This is a genomic window from Persicitalea jodogahamensis (assembly GCF_014651615.1).
Taxonomy (GTDB): domain Bacteria; phylum Bacteroidota; class Bacteroidia; order Cytophagales; family Spirosomataceae; genus Persicitalea; species Persicitalea jodogahamensis.
The window spans coordinates 333,251-352,504 of record NZ_BMXF01000004.1 but is presented as its reverse complement, the minus strand read 5'-3'; the positions used below and the strand labels follow the sequence as shown (position 1 = coordinate 352,504).

General features: G+C 47.4%; 19 protein-coding genes. 6 read left to right on the top strand and 13 right to left on the bottom strand.

Annotation, left to right across the window (positions count from 1 at the left end; translation table 11 throughout):
• Window position 1 precedes the first annotated feature (1 nt).
• The 6 genes from IE117_RS19880 to IE117_RS19855 form a co-directional block, all read right to left on the bottom strand.
• Window positions 2-1,936: a tetratricopeptide repeat-containing sensor histidine kinase gene (locus IE117_RS19880; protein WP_189566396.1), complete on the bottom strand. Its 1,935-nt coding sequence runs from the start codon at window positions 1,934-1,936 to the stop codon at window positions 2-4.
• Window positions 1,937-2,083: 147 nt separating this feature from the next.
• Window positions 2,084-2,749, bottom strand: a complete 666-nt coding sequence (locus IE117_RS19875; RefSeq protein ID WP_189566395.1) for a hypothetical protein — start codon at window positions 2,747-2,749, stop codon at window positions 2,084-2,086.
• 186 nt (window positions 2,750-2,935) lie between these two features.
• Entirely contained in the window at window positions 2,936-4,006 is a 1,071-nt protein-coding gene (locus IE117_RS19870) for a toast rack family protein (protein ID WP_189566394.1), read from the bottom strand.
• A 15-nt stretch (window positions 4,007-4,021) separates the two neighbouring features.
• Window positions 4,022-4,207, bottom strand: coding sequence for a LiaI-LiaF-like domain-containing protein (locus tag IE117_RS19865; RefSeq protein ID WP_189566393.1), 186 nt, complete (start codon window positions 4,205-4,207; stop codon window positions 4,022-4,024).
• Window positions 4,208-4,260: 53 nt separating this feature from the next.
• Complete coding sequence (locus IE117_RS19860) at window positions 4,261-4,926, bottom strand: PspC domain-containing protein (protein ID WP_189566392.1); 666 nt, start codon at window positions 4,924-4,926, stop codon at window positions 4,261-4,263.
• A 225-nt stretch (window positions 4,927-5,151) separates the two neighbouring features.
• Window positions 5,152-5,778: a beta/alpha barrel domain-containing protein gene (locus IE117_RS19855; RefSeq protein WP_189566390.1), complete on the bottom strand. Its 627-nt coding sequence runs from the start codon at window positions 5,776-5,778 to the stop codon at window positions 5,152-5,154.
• 202 nt (window positions 5,779-5,980) lie between these two features.
• On the opposite strand from IE117_RS19855, the gene mnmA reads away from it, so the two are divergent.
• The 3 genes from mnmA to IE117_RS19840 all read left to right on the top strand — a co-directional run bounded on the left by mnmA (window position 5,981) and on the right by IE117_RS19840 (window position 8,203).
• Window positions 5,981-7,099 (top strand): tRNA 2-thiouridine(34) synthase MnmA, encoded by a 1,119-nt coding sequence (gene mnmA, locus IE117_RS19850; protein WP_189566388.1) that lies wholly within the window; start codon window positions 5,981-5,983, stop codon window positions 7,097-7,099.
• A gap of 68 nt (window positions 7,100-7,167) precedes the next feature.
• Window positions 7,168-7,452, top strand: a complete 285-nt coding sequence (locus tag IE117_RS19845; protein ID WP_189566386.1) for an Rdx family protein — start codon at window positions 7,168-7,170, stop codon at window positions 7,450-7,452.
• Between the two features lie 250 nt (window positions 7,453-7,702).
• Window positions 7,703-8,203, top strand: coding sequence for a YciE/YciF ferroxidase family protein (locus IE117_RS19840; protein ID WP_229581184.1), 501 nt, complete (start codon window positions 7,703-7,705; stop codon window positions 8,201-8,203).
• A 55-nt stretch (window positions 8,204-8,258) separates the two neighbouring features.
• Here the strand turns inward: IE117_RS19840 and IE117_RS19835 are convergent, their stop codons facing one another.
• Window positions 8,259-8,783: a DinB family protein gene (locus tag IE117_RS19835; RefSeq protein ID WP_189566384.1), complete on the bottom strand. Its 525-nt coding sequence runs from the start codon at window positions 8,781-8,783 to the stop codon at window positions 8,259-8,261.
• A gap of 73 nt (window positions 8,784-8,856) precedes the next feature.
• Here IE117_RS19835 and IE117_RS19830 point away from each other — a divergent pair, with 73 nt between their 5' ends.
• The gene (locus IE117_RS19830; RefSeq protein ID WP_189566382.1) at window positions 8,857-10,032 is read left to right on the top strand and encodes a glycosyltransferase; all 1,176 of its coding nucleotides are present in this window, start codon (window positions 8,857-8,859) and stop codon (window positions 10,030-10,032) included.
• Between the two features lie 18 nt (window positions 10,033-10,050).
• Here the strand turns inward: IE117_RS19830 and IE117_RS19825 are convergent, their stop codons facing one another.
• The 6 genes from IE117_RS19825 to IE117_RS19800 all read right to left on the bottom strand — a co-directional run bounded on the left by IE117_RS19825 (window position 10,051) and on the right by IE117_RS19800 (window position 16,146).
• On the bottom strand, window positions 10,051-11,289 hold the full coding sequence (locus IE117_RS19825; protein ID WP_189566380.1) for an MFS transporter: 1,239 nt from the start codon (window positions 11,287-11,289) through the stop codon (window positions 10,051-10,053).
• A gap of 113 nt (window positions 11,290-11,402) precedes the next feature.
• Window positions 11,403-12,173, bottom strand: coding sequence for a 3-ketoacyl-ACP reductase (locus IE117_RS19820; protein ID WP_189566987.1), 771 nt, complete (start codon window positions 12,171-12,173; stop codon window positions 11,403-11,405).
• Window positions 12,167-13,312 (bottom strand): Gfo/Idh/MocA family protein, encoded by a 1,146-nt coding sequence (locus tag IE117_RS19815; RefSeq protein WP_189566378.1) that lies wholly within the window; start codon window positions 13,310-13,312, stop codon window positions 12,167-12,169. Before IE117_RS19815 ends, IE117_RS19820 begins: the two co-directional genes overlap by 7 nt.
• Window positions 13,313-13,351: 39 nt before the next feature.
• Window positions 13,352-14,116, bottom strand: coding sequence for a sugar phosphate isomerase/epimerase family protein (locus IE117_RS19810; protein WP_229581182.1), 765 nt, complete (start codon window positions 14,114-14,116; stop codon window positions 13,352-13,354).
• Window positions 14,117-14,314: 198 nt separating this feature from the next.
• Window positions 14,315-15,697, bottom strand: a complete 1,383-nt coding sequence (locus tag IE117_RS19805) for a glycoside hydrolase family 88 protein (RefSeq protein ID WP_189566374.1) — start codon at window positions 15,695-15,697, stop codon at window positions 14,315-14,317.
• A 194-nt stretch (window positions 15,698-15,891) separates the two neighbouring features.
• Window positions 15,892-16,146 (bottom strand): hypothetical protein, encoded by a 255-nt coding sequence (locus IE117_RS19800; RefSeq protein ID WP_189566372.1) that lies wholly within the window; start codon window positions 16,144-16,146, stop codon window positions 15,892-15,894.
• A gap of 539 nt (window positions 16,147-16,685) precedes the next feature.
• On the opposite strand from IE117_RS19800, the gene IE117_RS19795 reads away from it, so the two are divergent.
• Window positions 16,686-17,618 (top strand): carbon-nitrogen hydrolase family protein, encoded by a 933-nt coding sequence (locus IE117_RS19795; RefSeq protein WP_189566370.1) that lies wholly within the window; start codon window positions 16,686-16,688, stop codon window positions 17,616-17,618.
• Window positions 17,619-18,146: 528 nt separating this feature from the next.
• Window positions 18,147-19,163 carry a threonine aldolase family protein gene (locus tag IE117_RS19790; RefSeq protein ID WP_189566368.1) on the top strand — a complete coding sequence of 339 codons (1,017 nt, stop codon included), beginning with the start codon at window positions 18,147-18,149 and terminating at the stop codon, window positions 19,161-19,163.
• Window positions 19,164-19,254 lie beyond the last annotated feature (91 nt).

Genomic DNA, 19,254 nt, shown 5'->3' with positions numbered 1-19,254 from the left:
GTCACACCTCTGTCCGTTGCTGTTTTCGCGGGGCACGAAGGGTTACGGTGGTACCCTTTCTATTTCGGAGCGAACGTATGGCAAACGACCCGTTCAGCGAATTCATTCGCTGGCGGATGTTCTCCAAACCTTTGCCCGAAACAAATAATTTCTCCTGATCAATACCGTGGCCGTCATCGGTGACCATCAAAACAAAGTACAGGTCTGTTTTCACGAGTTCAATTGCAACATGACTTGCATTGGCATGTTTTAAAATGTTATTTATCAATTCCAGGACACAGCTATACAACTCGAAAGAGATTCTTTTATCGTTTATCGTGATGTCTTCCGGTCTGACCAACTCAAAAGTAGCGCGGCCTGATCGATTCAGGTCGGCAATCAATTTTTCAAGCGCGGGCACCAGTCCTTGTTTCTCTAAAATTGATGGCAGCAGATTGTGCGAAATATGGCGCACCTGGTTATACGCATCAGTAATGAGGCTTACTACGCTCTGATATTGCTTTTTTTCGTCAGGAGTAAAGCTTTCCAGTTCGACTGATTCCAAACGCCATTTGACACCTGAGAGCAGACTTCCTAAGTTGTTATGGAGCTCGGACGCCACGCGTTCACGTTCAATACTTTGACCCCGGAAAAGGGCTTCCTGGATTTCATGGTTCTTGCGTGTGAGATTGTGGTTAGCCACACGTAGTTCGTTGGTTCTGGCAGCCACCCTATCTTCGAGCGTAGCGTTCGTCTGCTTCAGCATTTTACCCACTTGCGTCAGTTGCAAATTGCTGAGATCGAGCTCACGCCGTCTTTTTACGAGAAGGCGGTTGCTGTAACCCAAAGCAAGCGCCAAACCCAAAAATATCAGAATCCCTAAAATCAGTGCGTTCCGCAAATAAGCCTGTCGGGTCATATCATCGATCATGGCCTGAAGCTGCGATTCCCGTTGTTGCGCGTCGTATTCGTAACGAAGTACCTCGATACGTTTATTTTGTGTTTCGGCACGATTGTTCTCCCGTAGCTGGATGAATTTTTCGTGCCATAGCAACGCTTTTTCAGAATCCCCAAACGCTTTGTACGCCTTGAAGAGGTTAAATGCTGCCCGCTCCCGCATGACCGGGCTCTCATAAATGAGGTAGTATTCGGCCCGTTCAGCAAATTCCAGAGCTTTGGCTGGCTTAGCGTTACTGCTGTTGATGAGACTAAGCAGTGAAAGCAGTTCGGCATTGGGGCGGCCTTTACCATCATCTTCAGCATCAAGCGCTAAAAGCCCATATCGTTCTGCCTCAGTGTAATCTTGCTGTTTAAGGAAAGTGGCCGCCAGATTGAAATAGGCATCTGCCCGATCATTTGAATATTCAAGCCCAGAACTGATCTCCAAACTTTGCTGAAGGATAGAAATTGCTTCCTCGGGCTGTTCGTTCTCACGGTATGCCGCTCCCAGGTCGATCATAGCCCGCATTTGGCCAGGCAGGTTATTCTTTTTAATGTAAAGCTCAATGACTTTTTTTTCGGCGCTGATCGCTTTTTCGTAAGACTTCAGATTGGCATAGCAATCGCCAATATGATCCCAGGCGTAGACCTGTTCATTTACAGACTTAGCCATTTCGGCGTACTGGACCCCGCGAAAGAGATACTCGATTGCCTTGAAGTTCACCCCTTTTTCCAGATAGGTAGTCCCGATCCTATTGTGGGTGAAGGCCAGCCAGTGGTTGGATCGATTTCGAAAAGCGATTTTAAACCCCTTCTGCAACCAAAATATTGAGCTGTCCAGATTGGAAGCGGATGCCGATTGCCGGGCATAAAGTCGAATAAGAGTTGTGTCGCGAAGAGGCGACTTTGGCTCGTTTTCCCAATATTTTATGGCTGCTATTGGCGTGTCCGCCTTGCTTTTTAGCGCAAAGAATCCTCCTCCCGCCACTATAATTAACAGAATAATCGCACTTCTCATACCCTTCCGGCTCGTCTGTTTCTCGGTTAAGAAAAATCAGGCCAATATAGCCTAAAATATTGTAATCGCGACATTCAGAGGCAAATATCAAAAACCCGGCCAATTTGGGGCCGGGCTTTATTACCAATAAAAATAGTCGTAGTACAATTAGTTCTCATCTTTACTCCAATCGACTTTAAACTTCCCGTTGGAAATTTTAATCGTATCTGTTTCGCTGGTCTTTTTTGTATTATCATGTTCGTGAGGATCGAAGTTTGCCGCCATCCCTGCACCTGCTCCGGTCAGCATCTTCTTGCCAAGATTAGCCCGCAAACCAGATCCCGTCATTGTGGCCAACACTCTTTTTTGGTAATACACGCCATTCAAAGTACCTTCAAAAGTACCCTCGACCGAGGTGGGGGTGGCGGCGGTAATCGTCACTGTACCCTTTAATGATTCCCCATCGTGGAAACCATGTCCCATTTTCTTCGTTTCTTCCGTATAGTCGACCAAAGCAAAAAGGCCGCCTTCGGACTTAGGCTTGTATTTCCGCTTTTCCATTTCGCTAAGGTCTTCAATTGGAAAGGTGCCGGGCTTCAACTCGTCCGTGAAATAATATAGCCGGATCCATAGCTGTACATCTGGATTGACCTCAAATCCCGCCAGGGCCAGATAGTTAAAATCTTTTTTGCGGAAGGGTACTTTAAGTCGTTTCGCCTCAGCTTTCCATTCCTGACCATCAATTGTTGCGGAAATAAAATTATCAGTTTTCTGAGCAAGGGCCTGTATCAGGCAGCAGCAAGCCAATAGTAAGGATAGCAGTGTTTTTTTCATGACAATCGTGTTCTTATTTGATATTTACCATATTGTGATGAAGGTACTCACCAAGAAATACACAACCAAGGCATCAGGCACAGTACTTAGTAAGCGGTAAGCAAGGATGATTAAATGGAAAAACCCGTCCTTCCAAAGGAAGAACGGGTCAAGAATCGATATAGCAGATTTCCTATTCTCTACAGGTTAGTACCGGCGTATGTTGACTTCTGAAAGCCCGGCTTCATAATCTACCACTATTTTTCGTGTGGCCTCCTCATACCCGGGCGACCTGTATAAACCATCGTCCACCTTTCTCAAATCTCCCATATTCCGGTCATTCAATATTCCGTCAATTCGTACCTCGCAGCCTACTGATTTTGGTATTTCCAGAGTAACTGACGCTACACCAGACTCAATATTCACGTCAGTTCGATTGACTTTGTCGCCTAATTTCACCTTCAAATCAGCCACACCTGTACTCACTTTTAGCGATTTCACCCTGAACTCACTCAGGTCAAATTTTGCCTCCCCGGCTCCCAGCCCCAGATCAATATTCCAGAGTGGCTTTTCGTTGAGATTGATTTCCACCGAATTTTCATTGTTGCCTTTTTTCAGGTTCATCCGGCCACTTTCCATCTTGAAGTCGATTACGGCGGTTTTGGCGTTTCGGTTGTTCCGGATGTCAGACCTGAATCCTCCCAGGGAAGACTTGGAGTCAGCTTCAAAAAGTTTATCGGTGCTGCCATTGATCTTGAACTCCCCGGCTCCGCCTTCGAAATTCAAGGTAGCCTCCTGCAGGCCATTGTCCATTTCGTACTCATAGTGTCGATTTCGGACGTCTCGTTTATCTGACTTGGTGTCTTTGTCACGATTATAGTCCTCCTCATATTTACGGCTACGCTCATTATTTTCCTCCCGCAGGCGATTCCGGTTTCTCTTATTATCGCCAAAATCCCATTCATCGTCATCGTTGTCCCAGTCATTGTCCCAGTCGAAGTTCCAATTGCCCCGATTATCGTTGAAGGCCCGGTCAGTTCGGTGGGTGATGCCGCCCAATACGGCTATGGCAATCAGGATGCCGGCAACGCCCCCTCCCCAACTGTTGCGCTCCCGGCCACTAACCAGCAGGCTGATTCCAGCCAACACCAGGAGTGCGGGCCAGAATCGGGACACTTCATACCAATCGATGTCCAACACGCCCAGGTTTCGGAGCAGCCAAAAACTACCCAAAATGACGAGCAAACCGCCCCAGAATATTCCGCTTGATCTTTTCATGGTTAAAAATTGAGTTTAGAGGTTGGAATCGGTAGGGCGCCTGGTACCTAACTGATGACGAAGCAGGAGCAATGCCCCCGAAACAATCAGAATGATGGGCAGAAAGTACCGTCCGAAATCAAAGTTTGAGAATTCTTCGACCAGAAATAGTACGCCGACAACGATGAGGATAATTCCCCAGAAAGTGTTCTTAAAATTCATGGCTGTTAATCGTTTAATGATTTGAAATTAGGACACGACAACTGGCAAGCCGATTACCTGATCTGAGGCGGTTCATCGCTTGAATCAGTTTCTCCATCCGGGTCGGTTGGGGCATTGGGATCGATATTCGTTTTCCTAGCCGGCTCGTCGAAAGGTCGGTAAGGCACCGGATCGGGCTCAGTGGGAGGAAACGGATCATTCGGAGTGAATGGGTCCGCCGGTGGCTGTGTATTACCGGTACTGCCAAACTGCTCCTTGTCACGCTGACGCAGCAGCAGAAATGCTCCGCCCAGGATAAGCGCGACCGGCCAGACATAATCGCGGATTTCGTACCAGAATGGCAACTCATCGAGCAACAAAATAGCTCCTACACCAAGAAGTACCACGCCAATAATTTTGATAGAACGGTCAGGGTCTGAGCTGTTGGCAAAGAAATTTCTGGACTGATTCGATGTAGCATAAGGATCAGACCCGTCATTTGGGTTGCCGCCAATATCATTGACGACGCCATTGGCTCCTGGCATGCCCTCAGGCAGGGCCACCCAGAATATGATGTACACGATTGCCGTCCAAAAGAAGTTGGGGGGAATGGGGAGGAGCAGTAGCACCACCCACAACACACGAATAATGGTGCGGTCGATACCGAAGTAATCGCTCATCCCGGCGGCCACGCCGCCCACGACAGCTTCGCTGGGTATTCGGGTTAATTTCTTCTCCATGGCTATTTAAAGTTAAATTGAGTTTTTAGGTTGATGTTTACTGGTGGGAGGCCCTATTCCACTACTAGCTCCGCATTCAAATTAAATGAGTTTTTCCTTTATTTGCAATCAAAGGTAGTAGGTTATACAAGATACCGACCCCCTAAAATTTATGATCGGCAATTGAATGGGTTAAATGGTGATTATATCAGGTGGTGTAGAAATAAATTTTTCTTATCAGAGCTTTCAGGAATCTGTTTCCAAGGATTCCAGAATATCCATCAGGCTTCCGAAATCTTTATAGCCTGGCCGGATTTCTTCACTGCCGCGCAGCGCGATACCTTTTAGGCCACTTGAAAAAATAGAGCTTTCCAGTGCATCTTCATTTTCCAATCCAAAGCCCAGCAAAATCGGATATTCCCCTGACAATACCCGAAGGTAGTTCTGCCATTCGTCTGTCAGAGGCGCATTCTGATTGCTCTCCAACAGGAAAAACTCAACCTCGCCTGCGTAACGACTCATAAGTGCATCCAACTCATCCGCTTCATAATGATCGACATCGACCCTCAACAGTAAAGGTTTATCAAGTTCACTCTTCAGATAAAGTAGCAAGTCGGGATCCTCAATCTGCAAGGCATCGCATTCGTATTCAGCCAACGTACTTAACAGTTTTCCCGGATTTTTCTCCGCAGATTCCACCACTAGGCGCACTCCGGCAATCCATGCCCGAATCTCAGCGTATTTCTTAGGTACAATGTAGTGATCCGAATTTTCATCAATAGAGAACCCTAACATGTCTACGCCCATCCCGGCACAATACCGGGCATCGGATAGGTTGGTAACGTTGCTTATCTTTACAAAAGTTTTGAGCATTTATTCAATAGGTAGTTTTGCGCCAGGCGTCTCCGGATAGTATTATATTCAGGGATCCCGCGGTAAATAGAAATACAAAATTACGACAAACTCCCGATTCGGACTAGAAGGGAACCAAGACAATAAGGTACAGCGTTCAAACCCGATACATTTTCTTAAATAACTAAAATCGGAAGGCTTTGAACCTTCGCAGATTACAATTATGAGCAAACACGGAAGAATCCTGGTCGCTATGAGCGGCGGGATAGACAGTTCTCTGGCAGCGGTGATGTTGCATGAAGAAGGCTACGAAGTCATCGGAATGACGATGAAAACCTGGGATTATGCCGGAAGTGGCGGTTCCAAAAAAGAAACGGGCTGCTGCTCCCTTGATTCAATCAACGATGCCCGAAATATAGCCGTGCAGTTGGGCTTTCCGCACTACATTCTTGACATAAGGGAAGAATTTGGCGATTACGTCATCGATCATTTCACGGGTGAATACCTGGAAGGTAGAACTCCTAATCCCTGCGTGCTTTGCAATACACACATTAAATGGGATGCCCTTTTGCGCCGTGCCGACCGTCTCGACTGCGAATCGATCGCTACGGGCCATTATGCCAATATTCGTCAGCTTGAAGGTGGCAAATCCGATGGCCGATACGTCATCTCCAAGGGTATTGATGCCTGGAAAGATCAAAGCTACGTTCTGTGGGGGGTTTCTCAGGAAAGTCTGAGCCGTACGAAACTGCCATTGGGGTATCTGCATAAAAGCGAAATCAGGGAAATGGCTAAGGAAAGGGGGTTCATTGACCTGGTGAATAAATCAGAGAGCTATGAAATCTGCTTTGTACCTGATAATGATTACCGCGGATTCCTTAAAAGACGAATTCCTGGATTGGAAGCCGAGGTTGCAGGAGGGAATTTTGTGCATCAGGATGGCACGGTTCTGGGTCAGCACGAGGGTTATCCATTCTATACAGTAGGCCAGCGCAAAGGGTTAGGTATTGCTCTGGGTCGCCCGGTGTTTGTGACCGAGATACGCAAGGACACAAATGAAGTGGTACTTGGGGACCTGCCAGACCTCTACCGCGACGGAATGGTAGTAGGCAAACTCAATCTTCAAAAGTACCCTAATCTCGACAATCCACTCGAGACTGTGACCAAAGTACGCTACAAGCACGAAGGCACCCCGGCCACTGTGGCACAGGAAGCTCCTGACCGAATCCGTGTGAACTTTCATGATGGAGTAAACGGCATTGCGCCCGGCCAGGCAGCAGTATTTTATGAGGGTGACGATGTGATAGGCGGAGGTTGGATCATGAAAAGCTTCAGGCAGTAGTACAGCGCATCTGTATTACAAGAAAAGCGAAGTTTTAGCGCCCTCCACCACTTCAAATATCAAGATCAATGTCAAATACCACCCTGACTATAGAATATTGCCCAAAGTGTGGTTGGCTGTTCCGCGCCACCTGGATGGCCCAGGAGCTTTTAACCACCTTTTCAGAAGAGAGGTTAGGCGTCCTTATCAGACCCGCTGAGCTGGCGGGTCGCTTTTCAGTTACTTTGGGTGAAGAAGTATTGTGGGATCGAAAACGTGAAGGTCGTTTCCCGGAACCGAAGGAAATCAAACAACTCGTAAGGGATAAGGTTGCTCCTTCAAAATCACTTGGACACAGCGACCGAAGGCATTGATTCACATCTTGTGGGCAATTTGTCCCTGGTACTGTGGATTGTTCGCCACTTGCTTTATACTTTACCGATTGACCTTAAAAATTGCCCAATGTTTTCTAAATACTTGTACATTAGACATTTGAATTAAAGAAAGTATACAAGTGCCACTATTGCTGAGTGATATATTTGAATCGGACTAATTATTTAAACAGTTAGAGCAACAGTATCAATTTGGTACTTAACTGAATCTTTAACTTAAAAATCACTAATTATGTCTGATAAGCTGAAAAACCTACAAGACCTGCTGGAACATCAAATAAAAGATCTGTACAGTGCGGAATCTCAAATCATAGCGGCGCTGCCTAAAATGGTCAATAAAGCCACTAATCAGAAACTAAAAGATGCCTTCAACACGCACCTTAAAGAAACTGAGGAGCAAAAGTCGCGACTCGAAGAAATATGCAGTAAGTTGGGAATTAAGCCCGGCGGAGAAAAATGCAAAGCAATGGAGGGGATTATAAAAGAAGCCGCTTCATTCATGGACGAAAAAGCTGAGGAGGCGGTTATGGATGCCGGCCTCATCGCCGAAGCTCAACGCGTTGAGCATTATGAGATAACGGGTTATGGTACAGCACACCGTTATGCTGATCAACTCGGACACAAGGAAGTTGCTGATCTTCTGGCCAAAACATTGGAAGAGGAAAAGGACACCGATGAGATACTGAATGATCTGGCAATCGAGACCATCAATGTGCAAGCCGAAAAAGCTTGATTTAAGAAATTAAGAAAAATAAAAATGGCCGGAACCGATTTGGTTCTGGCCATTTTTATTTTTCAAACAATGGCAGATATCTACTCGTCATAATATTCTGATGATGAATTGCATGACCTACAATTACAAAACCGAGGGCACCTGCTGAGATGTTTATGTTGGAAGCCGTACCCATCCTCTTCAAAGTGTCCTCGTCCCAATGGTAAAATTGGGCCAGAGTTGAAGCACGAACTAGGTCAAACTCATCCAGCAAATCTTCCAAAGTCCGTTCGCTTACATCCGCAACATCCGCATAGGCATCCTGTTCAAATCCCGCTAGTTCAGTTTGATCATTTCGGGCAAATCGCAATGCCCGATAACCCATGATTCGTTCCGTATCAATGCAATGCTGAATGATTTGTTTAATGGTCCACTTTCCAGGTTCATAAACTTGATCACCCAATGCTTCAAGTTCAACCTGATTAGAAAAGAGATTTTCGGGAGAAAATTTTTCAAGGGCATCGATCAAATCGATGTCTTCCACCAGTTTGATGTACCGGTCGAAGAACGGTGGTTTGGGATTGATTTTGCTTGCTTTCATAGTTTTTAAATCAGAATGCCGAAATTAGCGATTTTTCCGGCAGATTGCCGGACGAATCCCGCCAATTCACTTCATGAAACTCCTACTTTTCGATACCGTCCTGGACGGTCACCATACCGATTACTTAACCTATCTGATCGAGTATTGGCATGAGCACAAAATCGAAGGCGAGCTATTGGTGGTAACTCCCCGAGGGCTGTCGGGGCAGTTCCCTAACGAAATTAGCTGTTCCACTCAAATACAATTCATTGAAATAGCTGAACGGGAAATTGCTGAATTCAAAGAATCCTCAATCGTTGGCCGCTCTTTCGCAGGTTGGAATCTGTTCACCAGGTATGCCAAACAATACCGGCCCGACCACGCAATTCTGATGTACTTTGATCTTTTTCAATTAGGCCTGGGGTTGGGTAAGAAATCGCCTTGCCCGGTTTCAGGCATTTACTTCCGGCCCAATTTTCATCAACACGTCAGCCGTTCCGGGAAAGAAAAATGGATGACGAAGATCAAGAAACTGATCCTAAGCCGGGCATTGGCCAATCCGGCTTTCGTTAACCTCTATTGCCTTGATAAGACAGCTGTGCCTACTATCCAGGCTATTACTGGAAAAGACCGAGTATTACCGCTAAGTGATCCAGTTAGGGAGTATGCAGTAACAAATGAACAGACCGAAAACCTGAGAATGACTCTCGGCATTGAGGAATCACGAAAAGTTTTTCTGCTTTTCGGATATCTGGACGACCGTAAAGGAATTGAGCCCATTCTGGATTCAATTGCCTTGCTGAATCCAATTGAATCCAAACAGATGGCCTTAATTCTGGCAGGACCTATCAGTGATCAATACCGCACTGTTATTGAGGAAAAGATTGAATCACTAAATACTGACATTCAGATACTCTGTCATTTTCAGACACTAAAAGGGGCAGCAATTCAGACGCTTTTTTCGCTGTCCGACTTTGTTTTAACCCTGTATCAAAAGCACGTGGGAATGAGCTCAATTGTGGTAAGGGCAGCCTTATCGCAAAAGCCACTCATTTCTTCCGATTTTGGCTACCTGGGCAACCTTGTCAGTTCGCAGCAATTAGGAACTACTGTGGACTCATCTTCGCCTGCCGCTATCTGCGCAGCGTTTCAGCGGGCTTTGCGAGGAACAACTCAATTTGATCGAGCTGCTGCCGAGAAGTTAGCGAAGGAAAACACGGCTCAAGCTTTTGCTGAACAAATCTTATCAGAGATTCTGGAAAAGAACTAGTGCAGCAGAAGTACCTCTTTACTCCTCCACATAGTCAAGATCCTTGGTGAAAGTTTCTTCGATGAAAGCCAATGATAACAAAGCTATAACTGCGACGGCGATGCCAAGTACCAGGCCGGCTTGAATTACACCCATCGAACCCTTCAACCAAACAAACAGCGAGGCAAAAGGAATTGTCGCCCCCCGCACAAAGTTGGGAATGGTAGTAGCTACCGTCGCGCGAATGTTGGTTCCAAATAGCTCGGCGGCAATGGTGATGAAGAGAGTCCAATAGCCATTGCAAAAACCCAGGAAAGCGCAAAGCATATAGAAAGAAAAGGCTTCGGAAACAGGCAGCAATAAATAGAGTGTCATCATTACTACCGACAGAACAATAAATAAGCCGATAACCTGTTTTCGACTTTTGAGGTACTGGCTAAGCAGGCCACTGAATATATCGCCAAACACTTGCCCGGTGAAGGCCAGCATGACCGCCTTTCCCGCATTGATTCCCTCGATCCCCTTGGCAGCACCAAATTCTGGAGAAAAAGTAATCAGAATCCCTACCACAAACCAGATGGGAAGGCCAACCACGATGGCCATAAAGTACTTCCTGAGACGAGTAGGGTCGGTAAAAATGCTCAATATATCACCTCTGTTTACAGCTTTCTCCTTCAAGTGCTGGAACATCCCGGATTCAAAAACATTGAACCTGAGAATCAACAGCGTCAATCCTAATCCACCACCAACGAAATAAGAAACACGCCATTGGAACAAATCGGCGACAAAATAAGCCAGTATGGCTCCCAGAACTCCCAGCGTTGCCACAAGTGTGGTTCCGTAGCCACGGATCTCCTTCGGAAGCACCTCTGTTACCAGAGTTATACCGGCTCCCAATTCTCCTGCCAATCCAACTCCGGCGATAAACCGTAAAACGGCGTACATTTCCAGACTATTAACGAACCCGTTACCGATGTTGGCTAGGGAATACATCACGATTGAGCCAAACAACACTGAAAGTCGCCCCCGCTTATCACCTAAAACTCCCCAAAGAACGCCTCCAATTAATAGCCCGGCCATTTGCCAGTTGAGCAGGATTATGCCTTCTGGCAGCAGTTGATCACCGCTTACGCCCAATTCCTGTAGGCTTGGCACCCGCACGACGCTAAAAAGAAACAGATCGTACATATCCACCATGTATCCCAGTGCCGCTACCAGCACGGGGATTCTGAGCAGTTGGGAAATGACGGAGGGATTTTCGGTTTGTTGGGCAGACATGGATTTTTGAAATTAATGAGTTAATGGGTGCATGAGTTCAGGAATTCGATAGTCGTAGAGTTTTCAAAAATGAAGACTCATAAACGCACTAGCTCCTGCACCCAAAAACTCCCTTACAATCGATCGATCAGCATACCGCCATCGACGTGAATAACTTGGCCGGTTGAATAGGGAAAATCGCCGCGCACGAGGGAAGCAACGGCTTTGCCAACGTCCTCAGGTGTGCCCCACCTCGGTTGCAGGGCCATCCCTCCTTCAAACAACTGGTCATATTTGCCCTGCACTTTTGAGGTCATGTCGGTGGCAATCACCCCGGGCCGCACCTCATACACCGGGATACCGACTTCGGCCATTTTCACTGCGAAAAGTGAGGCAGTCATAGCCAGTCCGGCTTTGGAGATGCAATACTCGCCACGGTTGACAGAGGCAACTGTGGCGGAAATGGATGTCACGAATACGATGGTACCTTCAAAATCAGGATTACTTTCCCTGGCTTCAATCATACGGTTCGAGATGGCCTGGGTCAGAAAGAACGGGCCTTCCAGATTTGTATCCAGAAGATCCCGAAAACTTTCAGGGGTAGTGTTCAGCAGGTCGAGTCGCTGCTTGGGCGCAATTCCTGCGTTGTTTACCAAGACATTGAGTCCACCCAATTTTTCGTAGGCTTCCTCCACAATGCGCGCCCGATCATCGGCTGAGGCAATGCTTCCCTGGCAGTATTCCACTTTCACACCCAATTCGCGTAGGTCGTTCAGCGTTTCCATGACCAGTTCCTCGGCTCGCACTCCGTTGATGGCGATGTCATATCCTTCCCGGGCTAAGCTCTGGGCGATTCCAAGGCCGATCCCGCGGCTTCCACCCGTAATTAATGCTGTTTTCATAATTCTTCTACGTCAACCCAGCATCGTTTTTCCCAACTCTCTATGCCTTTCTCGGCCAACTGGACGCCTTTGGCTCCTTCCTTCAAATCCCAGGGAAACGGCGTGTCGATGACAATATGTTTCAGGAACAGCTCCCACTGCGCTTTAAAAGCATTGTCGAACAACTCCTGCTCGGGTACTTTAGCCCAGCCATCAAAGAAATCGATCGGTTGCGCAATATCGGGGTTCCAAACAGGCTTGGGCGTGTTGCCATAGTGTTGGGTGACACACTCCCGGAGTCCTGCCACGGCAGACCCTTTGGTACCGTCCACGTGCAGGGTAAGGAGGTCGTCACGTCGAACACGGGTAGTCCAGGAAGAATTGAACTGAGCGATTATACCTCCTTCCAGCTCAAAAGTAGCGTAGCACGCATCGTCTGCGGTAGCTTTGTAGGGTTTGCCCTGCTCATCAATCCGCTCCTCGATATGGGTTGCGCCCAGGCAGGATACGGCTTTTACCTTACCAAAAAGATGATCAAGTACGTAGCGCCAATGGCAAAGCATATCGACGATTATACCTCCGTCATCCTCTTTACGGTAGTTCCAGGAAGGACGCTGGGCCGGAACGCTATGGCCTTCAAACACCCAGTAACCAAATTCTCCGCGCACTGAAAGTATTTCCCCGAAGAAATCGTTTTCCATCAGGCGTTTCAGTTTTAGCATTCCTGGTAGCCATAACTTATCCTGCACCACTCCGTTTTTAAGTCCGGCTTTTGTACAGATTTCATACAACTCCAATGCCTCCTCAGTGGAGGTTCCGGTAGGCTTTTCACAGTAAATGTTTTTTCCGGCCTCTATGGCTTTTTTCACTGCGGCCGCACGGCGGCCCGTAACCTGGGAGTCAAAATAGATTTGGTAGTGCGGATCGTTGATGACCGAATCGAGGTCGGTTGTATATTTTTCAACACCTGAACGCTCGCACAGATCCTTTAATTTGGCCTCATTACGACCTACCAGAATCGGGTCGGGCATGATAACCTCGTCCGCAGAAAGCTTTACCCCCCCCTGCTCACGAATCGCTTTGATCGACCGAAGCAAATGCTGGTTGGTTCCCATGCGCCCTGTGACGCCATTCATTATAATTCCTATGGTATGCGTTTTCATTCAATTGAAAGTTGACGGTTAATTTTTCTTTGGTTGTAATTATACCTTTTCTTGAAAAGCCTGGGTGATTTTATTTAAAAAATGCTGCTGATCCTCCTGCCAGTAAATGTTGGAGAAAATTTCAACTTCTACGTACCCATCGAAGCCTGTGTCATCCACCCACCGGCTGATTTTCTTGATATCGATGCAGCCCTCTCCCATCAGTCCGCGGTCGTTGAGCATATCTATCGTATTGACCTTCCAATCGCAAACATGATAAGCCAACAGGTGCCCGTTTTTACCGCAACGCTTAATCTCTGCCTCCAGATTAGGCTCCCACCAGAGATGATACACGTCAACCGCCACGCCTACTGAGGGCGAACCGATGGATTCAGATAAGTCATTGGCCTGAGCCAGTGTATTGATCGCCGAGCGGTCGGCTGCGTACATTGGGTGCAGCGGTTCGATAGCCAGTTTGACATTCATCTGCTGGGCCAAAGGCAGTATCGCCTCAATGCCAGCCTGAATTTGTTCACGCGAAGTTTCCAGTGGCTGGTCCGGCGACGCGCCGCAGACAAGCACGATGAGCGGTGCCCCCAGCGCAGCAGCTTCTTCGATCAGTTTTTTGTTATGATCGATGGCTTTCTCTCGCTCCTGCTGACTGGTATGCGGAAAAAATCCGCCCCGGACGTAGGACACTACATCCAGCCCACTTCTGCGTATTAACTCACCCGCCTGAGCGTGGGACATGCCTTCGACAGCGTTCTGCCACACGCTTATACCCTTTACACCAGCGGCCGCGTAGCGTTCTACTGATTCGGACAATGACCAGGGTTTGGTAGTTATTGTGTGAATGCAGCAACGGTCAAGATTCATATTCGGAAATTCAGATTTTTAATGATGCTTATTTATAAGCCAATCCTCGATATTCACTGATTATCCCCGATAATCAGAGTAGCCAGCTTTGGTGCAACAGAAATGATAGGCAAAACGCCAGACAATCATCTGCCCCGTAAAACCAAACTATTTCACAGCTCCCAAATATTGATAGTAGCGGTCGCCTCTGATTACACGCTGCAGGTAGAGTGCAACTTCGCGGGCGTGGTAATCGCCCCACATGCTCGACTCGCCACAGGGTACTTTTTGGCCTTCGGGAATGTGGTCCCAGCCATTCGGCTGGTGATATACCGAATGCAGTATCAGACCTTCGTGTTCAGGGTCGGTGGACAAATATGGCTCGTCAAAAAGCGTGTCGAGCGTAGTGAGACCGGCTTGCCAGTACCGATTGCCGTCCTCGGTTTGGCCCTTATCCTGCAAGTATTTCCCCAATCGCAGTAAGCCCTGTGCACCAATGGCAGCGGCCGAGCTATCGATAGGCTCAAAGGCATTGAAGGGATCGGACTTTTCTTGGGTATAATCGCCCAGCTTGTAAAGCTGCGGTGAGCCCGTATCCCAGTATGGAATTCCATCGGCCGCAGTGTTGGCGATAAAGAAGTCATTTGTAGCGCGAGCAGCTTTCAGGTATATCTGCTCGACTGCCTCACGGCCACCAAAAGGCGCAAGATCCTCGTCAGAGAAATAAGCCAGCGTTTCGAGTTGTTCAGGAAAACCCACCATCGCCCAGGCCAGACCGCGCGTCCAGGTTGTAAATCCTGAAAAGCCCTGCTGGGTATTTGGACAACGGTAATTGCCATCGTTGACGTTGAAGATGGATTCGTGGGCTGATCTTCCCCACTCATCGTAGATATCACGACCTTCACCGTAGTAGATTGCGTATTTCGCCGTAGCCAGAGCGTGGTTTATCCCGCGTTCGAGCAGGCTGGTTTTCAGGTCATTCTCCCCCATCAGGCTGTGACCTAGTAAATGGGATACCATTACGGCCCGCACGGAGCGAATGGTGTCGACAAACAGGGAGTGAGGACCGTTGAAAGAATAAATGTACCCACCGCCGTCCTTGATCGGGGTCCAGCGTTTGGCCTGTACCGCTCCCGAAAGCTTGAGCGCTATTTCATAAAAATTTCGCTCCCATTCGTTTTCCTCGATCCGGCCTTCGTTCATTAACCGAACCAGGTTCCCGTAGGTACTTACGTTGTTAAATCCATGGTCATGGACCCCGAAATGCCCTACGTGCGAAGCCATTTGCCTCACCGTGTGCTCTTTGGCCATTTTCAGGAATGAGTCATCACCCGTTGCATCATATTGAAGTACCTCAGCCCCATACCGGAAGCCCTCGGTCCATTCAGTCCAGCCACGGGTAGTGTACTGGCCCTTTACGGTAAATACTGGTGAACCCTTCGCAGGATCGTAATTCTTGTTGAGGAGGTTGATTTTTTCACCGGACAATTGCCACAGCCGGTCAAGTTTAGGTTGGAGGTCAGAAGCCGCCAGGCTTGCTTTTATTTGCATTGAAAGTTATTTGAATTCTGAACTAGTACAAGTGCGAGTCTATTCATAAAGCAACGGACGACCGTTTGCTAATGCCTCCCTGACAGTTTTTTCTTTAAAAAAACGCAGAATTTGCGTAAACTCGTGGATTCCAGAAAATAATAAAGGCGACAAGAAATAAATCTTGTCGCCTTTTTAACGGAGTGAAATATATGTTACTCGTTGTCGCTCACATGCTGAGTCTGGGTTCGCTCGGTTTCTTTGTCACGCTCTTCCCAACCTTTGCTCTGATTGCGCTGCTCCTGTTGATCGCCATCACTGTTCTTTTGCGTTTGTTGGCCACTCCCGCTTTGGCGCTGCTCTTGCTGGCCTCCGCTGCTGCTCTGTGATTGCGAACGTCCGCCGCCGCTTTGCTGCTGGCTCTGATTGGGTTTATTTTTATCCTGATTTTGACTTTGTGAATTTTCCATGATCAAGGTAGTTTAAGTGTTTAGAAATAAAATGATTTACTCATATTCTATTTCTACTCGGTTAAAAAACTATTCCATTTACCGGTATTCTACAACGGAACAAGTGTCTATTACAAAAACCATCAAATAAGCCTCTCACTAACAGAAATTTAAGTGTTCACTTCTAGGTTTTCCTTTACAATCGCTGGATTTCAATTAGTAAATTTGTTGAGAATAATCCTCATCTCGCCCTCCTTTTCCACAAAAATTTACCACAATTTTCATAATTTAATTTTCTACCAATTGGGCAATTTTTAAAGGTAGTATGGGGCAGCATGTAGCTGCGGATGGATGTATTATTGGCAAAAACACAGGTCTCTATCAAGCGTAACGTAAATCATCAGCTTACTGCCAGTGAAAATCCGGACATTAGACTAAAAAATCCGACGTTTGATTCATTTGTCGGACTTTGTAATTTTTGATCAGACACCGAATGCTCATTACGTATTTTGTGATGGTTTTGATTCCTCCCATTCAGTGCCCACCAGTATATTTGCCAAATGGAACTCCCCGTTATAAAAGTTGGTGTGGTACAGGCAACGCCTGCCATTTTTGATTTGGAAAAAAGCATCGCCATAGCAGTCGACTGGATCGAAAAAGGAGCGGCGGCGGGCTGTGAGCTCTTACTCTTTCCGGAATCATTCCTTCCGGGCTACCCACGCGGACTTCGCTTCGACGCAATCGTGGGCAAGCGCACCGAGGCGGGCCGAAACTCCTGGCTTGATTACTGGCAGAATAGTGTGGACGTGAGATCGGATGCACTCAAGCCTATTCAGGGTGCAATAAAAAGAGCGGGGATCTATGTAGCGCTGGGTGTAACAGAACGCGAGGCCACGGGTGGGTCGCTCTATTGTTCCCTGCTTTATTTTTCGCGTGAGGGACATCTGCTCGGCACGCACCGGAAACTCAAACCGACCGGACTCGAAAGGTACATTTGGGCTGAGGGTGATGGTAGTTCGTTGCATTCGTTTAGCACCCCGATTGGAAAAATTGGCGGCCTTATTTGCTGGGAAAACTACATGCCCTTGGCCCGCATGGGACTTTTTCAGAAGGGCGTTGACATTTATCTTGCCCCCACTGCCGACGCTCGGCCATCCTGGCAAGCGAGCATGCAGCATATTGCCCTTGAAGGCCGGTGCTTTGTCCTGGCGGCTAATCAGTACGTTTGTAAAAGCGACTACCCCGAACTTTACCAGAAAGAAATAAAAGATGAACCGGAAGTGATGTCGGCGGGTGGTAGTGTTATTTATTCACCGATGGGTGAATTACTGGCAGGACCGCTTTGGAACGAAGAAGGACTTCTGGTCGCCGACCTGGACTTCTCGGTACTTGCCAAGAGTAAACTTGATTTCGATGTAGTTGGCCATTATGCCAGGAGCGACGTTTTCAAGTTGCAGGTACCTGAACAGCCGGAAATTAAAATAATTGATTGATCAAAGATTTATGTCTTCTGGTGCTGATTTCCGCGATCGTGCAGTTCTGGAATAAAAATGGCTTCAAGAAATTACCCAACTTGGTAGGGTGGCCTTTTTTTTGGCGATTGGCTTTTTGCCCATGTTCTACATCTATGATTATTACACCGATGATTTAAAATTCCCAAAAAACAGATGACTTGAACGGCCGATGGCTATGAATGCTGATAAGTCAATAGGTACTGATCACTAGATTCCACAATAGATGCTCATTCCAAGTTGTATAGATTTAGGCTCGGCAATCACAGCCAGACAGGAAAGTATAAATACTTCGCCCGGATCAAACTTAAAAGGTCGGGCACCATTTATATGGAAGTCTTCGAGATTACTTATAGAGATCCCCTATCACCAGAATCATTGAAGTGGCATACCTCATCCGGATTTTCGGGTTAAATACTCAGCAAGCATGGTGAAATCTTTGAACAAAAAACTTCATTACCCGCCTATCTTTGCCCTCTTCCAGAAAGCTTCAAATAACACCTTCTTTTCATGATAATTGATCTCCGCTCCGATACCATAACCCAACCTACTACTGCCATGCGGGATGCCATGTGGTCGGCCTCCCTCGGCGACGACGTACTGGGCGACGACCCGACCGTGAATGCCCTCGAAGAAAAAGCTGCCTCACTTTTCGGGAAGGAGGCCGCATTATTCAGCGCCTCCGGCACAATGACCAACCAACTTGCGATCCGGGTTCATACCCAGCCTGGTAGCGACGTAGTTTGCGACAAACTTTCCCATATCTACCTCTACGAAGGAGGGGGCATTATGCTCAACTCATTTTCTTCGGTAAAATTATTGGACGGCGATCGTGGTCGACTCAGTGCTGAGCAAGTCGCTGAGGCCATCAGCCCCGACGATATTCATGCCACTGTGACGCGGTTGGTATCTCTTGAAAACACCATGAATAAAGGCGGTGGATGTTATTACGATTTCTCAGAGATTCAGGCAATCCGGCAAGTCTGCGATGAAAACGGAATCCCCCTCCACCTTGACGGAGCCCGGCTTTTCAACGCGCTGGTCGCGACAGGCGAAACCCCTGCCCAACACGGGGCGGTATTTGATTCCATCAGTGTCTGTTTATCAAAAGGGTTGGGTTGTCCGGTAGGATCACTATTGCTGGGTTCCAAAGATTTTATAAAACAAGCCCGTCGCTTTCGTAAGGTAATGGGCGGAGGATGGCGACAAGCCGGTTTTCTGGCCGCCGCCGGGATGTATGCCCTGGACAATCATGTAGACCGATTAGCGGACGACCATGCCCGCGCCCTGACCATTGGCGAAATTGTCAGCCGTAGTCCGGAAATAGTAGACATTTACCCAATCGACACGAATATTGTCATTTTCCAACTGCCGGTGACGATTTTAGCAACAGACTACGTGCGCAGATTGGAGATGCTGCGTATACGGGCTATTGCCTTTGGAAAACACCTGGTTCGCATTGTCACACATCTGGATTTCACAGATGACCATTTGGCAGAATTTGAGAAAAGGTTTCAGCGTATGTAATCCGCTTTTTTACCAACCCATCGTGTGCTATTGGATCCAGGCTGGAATCCCAACCTGGAATTCCTTTGTCTATTGTATATTCTAAGCACAT